Source organism: Solwaraspora sp. WMMD406 (genome assembly GCF_029626025.1).
Lineage (GTDB): Bacteria > Actinomycetota > Actinomycetes > Mycobacteriales > Micromonosporaceae > Micromonospora_E.
On the sequence record NZ_JARUBF010000001.1, the window covers coordinates 2,393,443 to 2,405,387 of the forward strand.

At 71.7% G+C, this 11,945-nt stretch carries 13 protein-coding genes; 11 read left to right on the top strand and 2 right to left on the bottom strand.

All coding sequences use genetic code 11. The annotated features are described in order from the left end of the window. Positions 1–100 precede the first annotated feature (100 nt). Together O7632_RS10920 and O7632_RS10925 are read left to right on the top strand one after the other, a co-directional pair. A complete protein-coding gene (locus O7632_RS10920; protein ID WP_278113680.1) occupies positions 101–859 on the top strand; it encodes a hypothetical protein in 759 nt (252 codons plus the stop codon). A gap of 32 nt (positions 860–891) precedes the next feature. After that, entirely contained in the window at positions 892–1,572 is a 681-nt protein-coding gene (locus tag O7632_RS10925) for a DUF6226 family protein (protein ID WP_278113681.1), read from the top strand. A gap of 9 nt (positions 1,573–1,581) precedes the next feature. Here the strand turns inward: O7632_RS10925 and O7632_RS10930 are convergent, their stop codons facing one another. Next, positions 1,582–2,019, bottom strand: coding sequence for a hypothetical protein (locus O7632_RS10930; protein WP_278113683.1), 438 nt, complete (start codon positions 2,017–2,019; stop codon positions 1,582–1,584). 671 nt (positions 2,020–2,690) lie between these two features. Between O7632_RS10930 and O7632_RS10935 the strand changes: the two genes are divergently transcribed. Next, positions 2,691–4,091 (top strand): class I adenylate-forming enzyme family protein, encoded by a 1,401-nt coding sequence (locus O7632_RS10935; protein WP_278113685.1) that lies wholly within the window; start codon positions 2,691–2,693, stop codon positions 4,089–4,091. Here O7632_RS10935 and O7632_RS10940 read toward each other — a convergent pair. Beyond that, a complete protein-coding gene (locus tag O7632_RS10940; RefSeq protein WP_278119971.1) occupies positions 4,019–4,720 on the bottom strand; it encodes a 4'-phosphopantetheinyl transferase superfamily protein in 702 nt (233 codons plus the stop codon). The two genes, O7632_RS10935 and O7632_RS10940, sit on opposite strands and share 73 nt — an antisense overlap. Positions 4,721–4,823: 103 nt before the next feature. On the opposite strand from O7632_RS10940, the gene O7632_RS10945 reads away from it, so the two are divergent. Genes O7632_RS10945 through O7632_RS10980 form a run of 8 tightly spaced genes read left to right on the top strand, consistent with a single transcriptional unit; the run spans position 4,824 to position 11,929 of the window. Further along, positions 4,824–5,090, top strand: coding sequence for a phosphopantetheine-binding protein (locus tag O7632_RS10945; RefSeq protein ID WP_278113688.1), 267 nt, complete (start codon positions 4,824–4,826; stop codon positions 5,088–5,090). Beyond that, on the top strand, positions 5,090–5,368 hold the full coding sequence (locus tag O7632_RS10950; protein WP_278113690.1) for an acyl carrier protein: 279 nt from the start codon (positions 5,090–5,092) through the stop codon (positions 5,366–5,368). The genes O7632_RS10945 and O7632_RS10950 overlap by 1 nt, the downstream gene beginning before the upstream one ends. Further along, complete coding sequence (locus tag O7632_RS10955) at positions 5,361–6,437, top strand: beta-ketoacyl synthase N-terminal-like domain-containing protein (RefSeq protein WP_278113692.1); 1,077 nt, start codon at positions 5,361–5,363, stop codon at positions 6,435–6,437. The genes O7632_RS10950 and O7632_RS10955 overlap by 8 nt, the downstream gene beginning before the upstream one ends. Beyond that, on the top strand, positions 6,434–6,994 hold the full coding sequence (locus O7632_RS10960) for a beta-ketoacyl synthase chain length factor (protein WP_278113695.1): 561 nt from the start codon (positions 6,434–6,436) through the stop codon (positions 6,992–6,994). The genes O7632_RS10955 and O7632_RS10960 overlap by 4 nt, the downstream gene beginning before the upstream one ends. After that, on the top strand, positions 6,991–8,607 hold the full coding sequence (locus tag O7632_RS10965; RefSeq protein ID WP_278113697.1) for a class I adenylate-forming enzyme family protein: 1,617 nt from the start codon (positions 6,991–6,993) through the stop codon (positions 8,605–8,607). Before O7632_RS10960 ends, O7632_RS10965 begins: the two co-directional genes overlap by 4 nt. Then, positions 8,604–9,842, top strand: a complete 1,239-nt coding sequence (locus O7632_RS10970) for a beta-ketoacyl-[acyl-carrier-protein] synthase family protein (RefSeq protein WP_278113699.1) — start codon at positions 8,604–8,606, stop codon at positions 9,840–9,842. The genes O7632_RS10965 and O7632_RS10970 overlap by 4 nt, the downstream gene beginning before the upstream one ends. A 48-nt stretch (positions 9,843–9,890) precedes the next feature. Next, entirely contained in the window at positions 9,891–11,003 is a 1,113-nt protein-coding gene (hppD, locus tag O7632_RS10975; RefSeq protein ID WP_278113701.1) for a 4-hydroxyphenylpyruvate dioxygenase, read from the top strand. Continuing rightward, complete coding sequence (locus tag O7632_RS10980; protein WP_278113703.1) at positions 11,000–11,929, top strand: phytanoyl-CoA dioxygenase family protein; 930 nt, start codon at positions 11,000–11,002, stop codon at positions 11,927–11,929. Before hppD ends, O7632_RS10980 begins: the two co-directional genes overlap by 4 nt. Positions 11,930–11,945: the final 16 nt, after the last annotated feature.

Genomic DNA, 11,945 nt, shown 5'->3' on the forward strand with positions numbered 1-11,945 from the left:
CACTCGTCCAAGTCCGCGCCGCCCAAGGCAGGGTACGCAACGTCTGAATGCTCCTCGACGAGGTCAGCGGTTGCTGGAGCGGCGCTGCGAGAATGCGTCCATGGGCGACCGTCTACGCGGCACGGTGCCCCTGACCAGGTGGCGGTGGTGGGACGTACTGCGGCTCGCCTTGGTCATGCTGTGGCTGGTTGCGGCGGGGACCGCCTGGTGGACGACACCCCGGCAGCAGAGCTACGAGCAGGCGAAGGCGGACGTGGCCGCCGGCCGGGTGGTGGCGTACCAGTGGGGTGACAATTGGGGCGCGCGAAACGGTGCGTGGTTCAGCCCGGCCCCGCTGCGCTCGTCCGGCGACCTCGGCCCGCTGTTCGTGTGGCGTACCGAAGCTGGTCGGGTGTATTGGACGAACACCGAGGTCTCCGGCGAGGTGACCCTCACCGACACCGCCGACGCGGAGAACTTCAGCGGCCCGGGTGCCGCCGGTCTCGCCAAGGATCTGCGGTCCGCCGGTCTGGAGCAGCGGATCGGTGGCGTCCATTCGGTCGGTCAAATCGGGACCCAGGTCGGATTCGTCCTGGGCGTCGTCTGCCTCGCCGTCATCGTCGGCGGTCCGGCTCCGGTCCGGGGTACGCGGTGGTACTGGTTCTGGCTGGTCTACCTCGTTCCGTACGGGCTCGGGATGGTGTTCTGGCTGGCGCGCGACCGGCCGTGGACGGGCACGGCGGCAGCGCCCCTCAACCTCCTCGACGGCGCTACGCCGCCTCGGGATTCCGGATTCGTCGGCTTCGGGCTCGGTCTGCTCGCGGCGATTGTGATCAGCTTCCTGACCATGGCCCTGCACGGGATCCTCGTGGACTGGTGAGCGCCGCGCCCCGGCGACATATGGTCGTAGCCATGACAAGCCTGGACGAGCTGCGGTTGCGGGTGGCGGCCGCGTACGACCGTCTCGGTCTGCCGTCCTGGCCGAATCCGCACGTCGGCATGGACTCACCGCCGGAGGAGGAGTACTCACGGGTCACCGATCCCGGCCGGTACGCGATCGTGTACGCCCGCGCCCGGGTCTGGGCCGACGTGCTCGGCGGGCTGACCGGAGTCGAGGTCGAGACGCTCGCGCCGGCTCCGCTGGACGCCGACGGACACTTCGGTACGTTCGACCGTGGCGTACGGATTACCTCGGCGCGACCGGACACCCTGCCGTTGCTGCTGCTGGAGCGCGACGCGCCGATCGACGGTGCCGAAGGAACGCAGTCGGTGCTGCACATCAGCGTCGGGCGGCCCGACATATCGGTGGGGATGCTGCCGGACTGCGGCTGCGACGCCTGCGACCACGGCTCGGACGACCTGCTCGACGCGATCGACATGTGGGTGGGTCAGGTCGTGGGCGGCCCGATGGTGGTGCTGCGTGGCCCGGGTTGGCATGCGCGGTGGTATCCGGACGGCGGTGAGTCGGGCGGCGTGGGCCGGGGCCCGGACCACGCCCGGCTGATGGAGCTGTGTCGCCGGCTGGCCGGCGGACAGGATGCCCGGCTACCCGACCGTTCGGAGGCGGTCGTCGGCGGTCCGTGGTTCGACTGAGCCGACCATTTACTCGGCCTGCCAGCGCAGCGGGTGCAGCGGGTACGCCCACGGCACCCCGAGGTCGTCTTCGAAATCGTCGTACAGACCCATCATCGTGTTCGGAACCAGCACGAGCTGATCGACGACCGCGTCGTCGCCGGCAGCCCGCAGCTCGGTGCCGTCCCGCACGGCCGCGTACAGCTGGTAGGTGGGTCCGATGCCCACCACCCCTGCCTCGACCTCGAGGTAGCGGCGGCCTTCCTTGTCCCGGTGCGTGGACGACGCGAGCCGTTCGGTCCGGGCCGTGCCACCGGTGGGCAGCTCCGCGCCGTCGTACGGTGGCTGGTCGGGGCCCGGGCAGACCGTGACGAGAACGCGTTCACCATCGTGGCTGAGCCTGACTGTCTTCCGGTCGGGCGCGATCCAGGTGCCGGTCCACGCCATCGGCCACATGTCGCTGCTCACCTGGTGATTGTCCGGGACCGAACCGCCCTACGTCGTCGACGTACGACTGTCGGTTGTGGTTCCGGGTGGTCGCGGATCGGACAGAACAGGACAGCGTGGTACGGCGCTGATGTCGTCGTTATGAAATCCTTGCCCGTTGAGGCCGACACTTTTCGGTGACTCAGGTGGCGTCGATTTCCGATCAGCGGACCATCCGCCCCAACTCCCGTCTAGTGTGCACACACCTCCGAAACCGGGCGCTGCCCACGAGTGTCGACGAGTGGACAACGGTCGGCCGAACGACGAATCGGCATTGGGTCTTCTCGGGTAAAGGTCGTTGCGACATCCGCCGGTAAATAATCGATGATGTTCGAGGTGTGAGATTTGTTGCCGTCTGCCTGTTTGTGCAGGTCAAGATGGCACTATGGATGATCGGCCGGCGCGACTTCGACGAATGGTCAGGTCTGGTGGGCCGGAAGAGTGAGGGCCGTCCGGTGGTGTCGCGATGCCGGCGAGCGCGCCCGATCCTGCCTGCTTGATAGGCGTGGGGCAAGACGGCTAATTGTCCACATGAACTATCCATCTGCACGTAGAGATTCCGTTGAGGACTGTCGTAAGGTTTGGCCAGCACCCTGGGGAATGCCGCCTTGTGGGCTGATTCATCCTCATCTGGGCTGAGGTGGTGAGCGGCAGTGGGCACTGATCTGTCGACCGGCGATCCTGAGACGACAGACGGCGCATGGGTCGACGAAGTTCTGTTCGCCGGACGTCCGACCGACGTGTGTCTCCGGCTCCCCGAGTCGGTGGACCGGACCACCCTGCACCGGCTGGTGGTCGCCGCGCAGCAGCGGCTGACCGAGGCGGGACTACGTCCCGGCGGGGCCGCCGCGCTCCGGATGCCACCCTCGCTGGCGTACGTGGTGAACCTCCTCGCGACCTGGCGGGCCGGCGCCCAGGCGATCCTGCTCGACCACCGGCTCACCGACCACGAGGTGGGCCGCGCCTTGGAACGCCTCACACCTCAGGTGGTCGTCGCACCGGTCCGTACCGGTGCCGGTGCCCTGCGGGTCTTCCTGGACGTGACCGAGGGCGTCACGCCCTACGCCGACCGCCCGGCCGTCAGCCGGCACGCGGTCATCCAACTCAGCTCCGGCTCGACCGGTCCGTCCAAGGTCATCGGTCGGACAGCGGCTGACCTGGTCGCCGAGGTGCACCGGTACACCCTGATGGACGGAGTGGCGCTGCCGGGCGAGCGGATCATCCTGCTTCCGTCGATGGTGCACGTGCTCGGCCTGGTCGGCGGTCTGCTCTACGGTCTGCACGCCGGTGTCGAGTTGGTCCCGCCGCAGCGGCTCACCGGTGACGCGGTACTCGACGCCATCGCCGCCTCCGACGCCCCGGCCACCGTGCTCGGCGTGCCGTTCCACATCGGGCTCCTGGCCGCCACCCGGCCGGCCGGCCCGCTGCCGCAGTTCAAGCGGATGACCACCGGCGGGGAACTCGTCCCGGCCGCCGTCGCCCGAGCCTTCACCGACCGGTTCGGGGTGCCGCTGGGCAACATGTACGGGATGACCGAGGTCGGCGTCATCGGCACCGACCTGTACGGGCGGCACCGACCCGCGATCATGCCGTCTTGGGGCATCGAGGTCCGTGTGGTCGACGGGGAGCTGCAGGTCAGCTGTCCCGAGTCCCCGTACGTGGGGCTCGTCGATCCGGACCGGTGGTCCGACGGCTGGCTGCACACCCGCGACGCCGGCACTGTCGACGAGGCCACCGGCCTGGTCACTATCCTCGGCCGGCTCGACTCCCAGGTGTCGGTGGGCGGTATGAAGGTCGACCTGACCGAGGTGGAGACCGCCGTCGCCGAGCTGCCCGGGGTGGCCGCCGCCGTCCTGGTGTGGGACGCCGGGATCACCGCGTACGTGCAGCCGGACGGGCCGTTGTCCGAGGAGGTGCTGGACAAGCTGATCGCCGAGCGGCTCGCCGGCTACAAACGCCCACGGACCGTGCACCTACTCGATCAGCTGCCCCGTACCACCACCGGCAAGCTGGTCCGGTCCGTCGACGCGTTGCGGACGGCGGCCACGTCGTGACCCGCGCTCGGCACCGCCTCGACGACGACGTCGACTCTGTCGGCAGCCCCGACCACCGCCACCGCCAGCACCAGCGCCTCGGCCACCCGCAGATGTCCGACCCGGACGGTGGGCAGGCCCGGCACCGGCCGCAGCGGCGCCCCGTCACGGTCGAGGGCCGGCATGACACGGCGGAGCCCGCCGTCGCGCAGCCCGAGACCGAGGGCCTTGCCGACGGCTTCCTTCGCGGTCCACAGCCGCAGGAAATCCGCCGCCCGGTCGCACTCCGGCCGGCCGGCCAGCCAGGCGGCTTCCGCCGGGGCGTACCAACGGCGGGCGAGTGCCCGGGCCGGAACGGGCCGGAGACGCTCCACGTCGATGCCGACTGGCCCGCGCGGTCGCGCGGCGACCACGACGAACCCGTCCGTTCGGCTGACGCTGACCGGCAGCTCGACCGGCCCGGCGGCAGGGTCTGCCCCGAGGCCAGGGTCCGCTCCGGACGGCTCGTCAGGGTCCGCTCCGGACGGCTCGTCAGGGTCCGCTCCGGACGACTCGCCGACCCGGACGGCCGGTCGACCGCCCGGTCGCTGCTCCACCACGACTCGATCGGCCGCCGCGCCGAGCACGGTCACGCCCGCCCGTCGCAGCATCGCCTCCGTCGGGGCCGACCGACCGTCGGTGTCCCGACCGATCCACACGTACACGGTGTCCCGACCGGCCACCGTCAGCTGGCTCACGGAAAGAAGACTAGCCATGAGAACCGAGGTCCGCGCCTTCGTCGTCGAACAGCTCGCCGACATGAACTACGACGTCGATGACATCGACGACGACACCACCCTCGGATCGTCGGGGGTGGACCTGGAGTCGCTCGCTCTCGCCGACCTGGCGGTGCGGGTCGAGGACCGGTACGGGGTGACGTTCGCCGACGACGAGTCGGAGAAGCTGGCCATGATGACGGTCGGCGAGTTCACCGCGATGGTCGCCGACCGGGTGGCGGCAGCGACGAGCGACCAGTCCTGATGGCCAGCGACGCCGACATCGTCCGGGAACCGACCGACGGCCCGCCCCGCCTGGAACGAGCTGACCTGGTCACCATGCTCGCCGAGCTGAACACGCTGCCCGTCGACGCGGTGCCCGACCGGATCGGTTCGATGGAGCTGGCCTGGCTGGTGCACGTGGTGGAGCAGCGGTACGACCGGCGGCTCGACCTCACCGACGACCAGCTCGCCGGCATCCGTACCGTCGACGACGCACTGGCGGTCTTCCTGACCTTTCTGACCGCTCCCGCAGATGGCTGAGCGGGCGACCGTCCAGCTGACCGGTGTCCACGCGACCAGCGCTCTCGGCCGGGGCACCGAGGCGCAGTCGGCCGGCGTGCTCGCCGGTACGCCGGCCTTCGGGCCGGTCGGTCGCTTCGACACGGGCGCTCGCCGGGTCGACGCCGCGGCCACCCTGCCCGACGTCGACGACCTGCCGGACGAGCTCGCCGCCGCGATCGACCTCGCCTGCGCCGACGCCGGCCTCGACGCCGCCCGGCGGGCCGGGACGGCGCTGCTGCTGGCCGTACACGGCGGCGTCGGGGTGCCGGAACTGGCCGCCGGATTGGCCGGGCGCACCGGCCTGGGCGGCGGGACGCGCGTGTACACCTCCGCCTGCGTCTCGGCGACCAGCGCGGTCGCCGCCGCCGCCGCGTTGATCGGGCGCGGTGACCTGGACCGGGCCGTGGTCGCCGCCGGCTACCTGGTCGAGCCCGACCAGTACGCGCTCTTCGACACCGGTCGAGCCCTCGCCGCCGACGGCGCGGTCCGCCCGTTCAGCACGGGGCGGACCGGACTGCTGCTCGGCGACGGGGTGGTCGCGGTGGTGGTGGAACGGACCGGCCTGGCCCGCCTGCCGGTGGCCGATCTGCTCGGCTGGGGTCGGGCCGGCGACGCCTTCCATCCCTGCCAGCCGGACCCGACCGGGCGCGGCCTGGCCCGCGCGGTCCGTGCGGCGCTGGGGCGGGCCGGACTGCCGCCGGAGGCGGTGGGTTACGTCAACGCGAACGCCACCGGCGCTGGCGGAAGCGACGCGGCGGAAGCGGCGGCGCTGGGCGCGGTCTTCGGAACGCGGACGCCGCCGGTCAGTTCCACCAAGGCGCTGCACGGGCACGCGCTGGAGGCATCCGGCCTGCTGGAGCTGGTGGTGACCGTGCTGGTGCTGCGGGAGGGGAAGCTGCCGGTGAACGCCGGCTGGCTCGGGCCCGACCCGCAGTGCCCGGTCGACGTCGTTCTCGACGCGCCCCGGCCCGCCGCGACCCGGTACGCGCTCACCCTCAACGCCGCCTTCGGCGGTGCCAACACGGCACTGCTGGTCGGTGCGGCATGAGCGCCGAACACCGTACTGCTGGTGGGTGCGGCAGCGCCACGCGGCGGCTGCTCGCGGAGGCGACGTGGCCGGAGCCGGGGGACGGTCCGCCGCCGGCGCTGCCTGGGTTCGTCCACTCCGACTTCAATCCGCTGGTCGCGGCGGTGGCTGAGCGGTGCCTGACCCGGGCGTACGGGCAGCGTCCCGCACCCGACGGCGCCCGGGTCGCGGTCGTGCTGGTCAGCGCGGACGGCGACCGGGCCAGCGCCGCGCACGTCCGCGCCACGGTGGCCGCCGGCGGACGACCCGGGCCGCTGTATTTCTTTCAATCGGTGCCCAACAGCGTGCTCGGGCACGTGGCCGCCCGCTGGAACCTGGACGGACCGGTTCTCTGCCTCGCGCCGACCGGCGACCCGCGCGACGACGGCCTCGCCGAGGCCGATCTGCTGCTGTACGACGGTGACGCCGACGCGGCGTTGCTGGTCCTGATCGAACAGATACCCGACGACGGCGGTGCGGACGACCCGGACCGGGTCCGGGCCGTCGCGGTGCTGGTGGGGGGAGGAGAGACGCGATGAAGATCAAGGGACTCCGTGGGGCGCTGGCCGCCGACGAGTCGATCGGCGCGGGCAACGTACTGGCCCGGGTGCTGGCGCACGGCGCCGACCTGGCCGGGCCCGGGCTCACCTTCGACACCCCGGTGGACGGGTACCCCGCCGAGTACCCGCTCACCCTGGGGCAGCTCGACGAGCGGGTCGCCGCCCGGGCGGCGTGGCTGCACGAACGCGGGATCCGGCCCCGCGACCCGGTGGCGGTCTGGGCGAGCGCCGCCACGGACATGGTGTTGAGCTTCCTCGCGCTCACCCGGCTCGGCGCGATCCCGGCGCTGATGAACGGCCGGCTGCGGCCGGAGATCGCGGCGGAGTACATCCGCCGGCTGCGCGGCGTCGGCGTGCTCGCCGACGACGACCACACGGCGCTGCTCGCCGCACACGACCTTGGTGTGCCGGTGCTCGGCACCCCGGCCGAGGCGGGCACCGGGGATCCCGCCGCCGCGCCCGAGCACTACCGGCACCATCCGGACGATCCGATCGTCATCACCCACACGTCCGGCACCACCGGGGTGCCGAAGGCGGTACTGCATTCGCACGCCAGCCTCTTCGCCGCGACCCGGCACCTGCTGTCCATGCCGCAGGCGCAGGGCACCAGCCGCATCCTCAACGCGTTGCCGGCCCCGCACACCGCCACCGTGCTGATGGTCAACCAGGCGCTTGGCAACCGCGCGGAGATGTTCCTGCTGTCCGACCAGAGCGGGGAGCGGGTCCTGGACGCGATCCAACGATGGCGGCCCGACGGCGTGTTCGGCTTCTCGGTCACCTGGGCGGAACTGGCCCGGTTCGACCTGACCGGCTACGACCTCGAATCGGTGCGGCTGTGGTTCAACACCGGGGACAGTTCGCACGAGCCGCACATCCGCCGGCTCGTGGCGGTGGGTTCCCGGGACACGGTGACCCGCGCCGGCGTCACCCGGGTGCCCGGCTCGGTCTTCATCGACGGGCTCGGCTCCAGCGAGATGGGGCACTCGATGTTCCACGTCACCCACACCAGCGACACCGACCGATACGGCCGTTGCATCGGCCGTCCGTACCAGTTCACGAAGGTCGCCGTCCTCGACGCGGACGGTGACCCGGTGCCGGCCGGCCAGGTGGGCTGGCTCGGCATCGACTCACCGTCGCTGTTCCGGGGCTACTGGAACGACTCGGCGACCACGTACCGGTTCCGCCAGCGTGGCTGGTACCTCACCGGTGACCTGGTGTACGCCGACGACGAGGGCCGCTACTACCACGTGGACCGGGCCGTCGACGCGGTCGACGCGGGGGACGGGAAGCGGTTCTACACGGCGCTGTCCGAGGAACGGATCCTCGCCTCCTGCCCCGACATCGTCGATTGCACGGTGGTCATCCTGCGTGAGGGCGACGCGGTGGTCACCGACGTGTTGGTGGAGCTGGCGGCCGGCGCGGACGCGACCGAGGACCGCACCGAACGCGTCCGGGTGGCCCTCGGCGCGGACGTGGGGGCGACCCTGCGGCGGGTGGTGGCGGTGCGGCCCGACGACATTCCGGTCACCGTCACCGGCAAGGTCCGCAAGGTGGCGCTGCGGGAGCGCTACCTCACCGAGGCCCGGTCGTGACCGCCGTCATCACCGGGATGGGCCTGTTCACCCCGGCGGGGCGGGGCGCGGACGCCACGTTCGACGCGCTGAGCGCCGGGAAGTCCGGACTGGCCCGGCTGCCGGAGAACCATCCGGCCGCCGGCTGTCTGGAGGTCGCCGGGGTGCTACCGGACGTCGACGCGCGCAGCGTCGCGTCCGGGCCGGAGACGAAGGTGCTGGACCGGATCGTGCTCCTCGCGCTGCTCACGGCCGCCGACGCGCTCGCCGACGCCGGCATCGAGGTGGGCCGGGACGTCGACCCGGAGCGGATCGCGGTGATCGTCGGCGGGGTGGGCGGAATGTCTACCATGGAACGTCAGGTGCTCGCCCGGGCCGAACGGGGCCGGGTCGCCGTCAACCCGTACCTGCTCACCGGGATCCTGCCGAACATGCCGTCGGCCCGGATCGCGATCCGGTACGGCATCCGCGGCTACAGCTCGTCGGTCGGCACGGCCTGCGCCTCCGGTGCCCAGGCGGTCGCCGACGCGGCCCGGCTGATCCGGGCCGGGGAGGCCGACGTGGTGCTGTGCGGTGCCAGCGAGGCGCCGCTGTTCCCGACCTTCGCCGACGCCTTCGGCAACGGCAAGGCCCTCGCTCGTGGCGGGGACGACCCGACGGCGTCGAGCCGTCCGTTCGACCGTCGCCGTGGCGGGTTCGTGCTCGCCGAGGGCGCGGCGCTGCTGGTCCTGGAACGCGCCGAGCACGCGGCGGCCCGAGGCGCCACCGGGTACGCCGAGGTGGCCGGCTACGGGGTGACCACCGACGCGTACCACCCGGCCGCCCCGCGTCCGGACGGCACCGGCGCGGCCACGGCGATGCGGCGTGCGCTGGCCGGCGGCGGTGTGCGGCCCGACCAGGTCGGCTACGTCAACGCGCACGGCACCGGCACCAAGCTGGGCGACGTCGCCGAGACGACCGCGCTCGCGCAGGTCTTCGGGGTCGGCGGGGTGCCGGTCAGTTCGACGAAGGCACTCACCGGGCACCTGCTCGGCGCGTCCGGGGTGCTGGAGGCGGCGGCCACCGCGCTGGCGCTCGGCCGGGGGCTGCTACCCCCGACGTACAACCTGGACGATCCGGACCCGCAGTGCCCGGCGGACCACATCCGCTCCGTGCCCCGGCCCACGGACACGCCGTACGCGCTGACCAACTCCTTCGGGTTCGGCGGCCAGAACGTGAGCCTGCTGATCGGGCGGGTCGCCCGCCCCCGCGAATGACGACACCACCGGCAACGACGACTACGGGGACCGAGGAAGGGCTGGTACATGGACATCCGTGGAATAGACCACATCGAGTTTTACGTGGGGGACGCTCAACAGGCCGCGTTCTACTTCTGCCGGGCGGTCGGCTTCGGCCTGCTTGGCCAGGGCGGGCCGGAGACCGGGCTGACCGGGCAGCGGTCGTTGCTGCTCGGCCAGGCGGACATCCGGATGGTGCTGACCTCCGGGCTGACCGCCGAACATCCGGCGTCGCGGTACGTGCAGCGACACGGTGACGGCATCGCCGTGGTGGCTCTCGAGGTCGACGACGCCGCCGGTGCGTACGCCGAACTGTTGGAGCGAGGCGCGACCCCGGTGACCCCGCCGACCACCGTCACCGGCGCGCACGCCGAGGTGGTCACCGCCGAGGTGGAGGGCTTCGGTGACGTGGTTCACCGCTTGGTGCAGCGGCGCGGCGACCGGCGGGAGTTCCTGTCGGGTGGCATCGAGGCGCTGCCGTCCGCTGGCGAGGCCGACAAGCCGCTGGCCGATGAGGCTGACAAGCTGCTCGCCGAGATCGACCACCTGGCGGTCTGCGTGCCGCCCGGGCAGCTCGACGCGACGGTCCGTCGGTACCGGGAGGTGTTCGGCTTCGGTGAGATCTTCACCGAGCGCATCGAGGTCGACGGCCAGTCGATGAACTCGACGGTGGTGCAGAGCCCGTCGCAGCGGGTGACATTGGTGCTGCTGGAGCCGGACACGAGCCGGCGACCGGGACAGATCGACGCGTTCCTCGACCGGCACACCGGTGCCGGGGTGCAGCACCTCGGGCTGCGTACCGACGACATCGTGACCGCCGTGGAGACGCTGGGCAGCCGGGGGGTGCGCTTCGCCGGCACCCCCGGCAGCTACTACGACACTTTGGAAGATCGCGTCGGTCCGGTCGACGCGCCGCTGGACCGGCTCCGGGACCTCGGCGTTCTCGTCGACCGGGACCACGGCGGTCAGCTGTTGCAGATCTTCACCGAGTCCATGCACGTACGCCGGACGCTGTTCCTGGAGCTGATCGAGCGGCGCGGGGCGCGGACCTTCGGCAGCGGCAACATCAAGGCGCTCTACGAGGCCAAGGAACGGGAACTGGCGGCCGCGGCGGCCGGATCGCAGGGGGTGGCCGGGTGACCACGATGGAGTTCTCGCCGGCGCTGACCGCCGAGGAAGAGGCGCTGCTGCCCACCGACGCCGAGGTGGCGTTCTACGCCGAGCACGGCTGGTACCTGTCCCGCAAGCTGCTCACCGACGACGAGGTGGACGCGCTCGCCGCCGCCGCCGACCGCTACTACGCCGGGGAGCGGGACCGCCGCCTGCCGGTACGCCCGCCCAAGCTAGCCTACTGGGAGCCGGACAAGGGCGACGTGCAGCGGCACAACGACTACGTCCATCACGAGCACGACGGACTCGCCGCGATCCTGCGCAAGCCGCTGATCGGCGCGGTCGCCGCCCGGCTCGCGCGGGCCACCGAGATCCGGATCTTCCAGTCCACGCTGATCCTCAAGCCACCCATCTCCGGCGAGCCGTCGAACATCGTGCCCTGGCATTTCGACAAGCACTACTGGGCCTCGTCGTCGTCGGAGAGCATGCTCACCGCTTTCATTCCGTTGCACGACTGCGGCGAGGAGATGGGCACCATCACGATGGTCGACGGGTCGCACCGCTGGAGGGAGATCGGCGCGGACGACACCGTGGTGCGGCACTTCGCCGAGCGGGACCGCGACCAACTGGAGGAGATGCTGGCGGAGAACGCGGCCCACAACGGCGCGACGATCCGCAAGGTGCCGATGGTGATCCCCAAGGGACACATGAGCTTCCACCACTGCCGGACCTACCACGGCAGCGGCGCGAACGTCAGCGGCCGACCCCGCCAGGCGATCTCGCTGCACCTGCAGGACGGCGACAACGCCTGGCGGGAGTACTCGCTGTCCGACGGCACCGTCGCCGCCTACAACCACGACGTGCTGGTCCGCCGTACCCCCGACGGGCGGCCGGACTACGCGGACCCCGAGTACTGCCCGGTCATCTGGCGCGACCGCACACAGCGAGGAGGCTGACGTGTCACGGTACGAC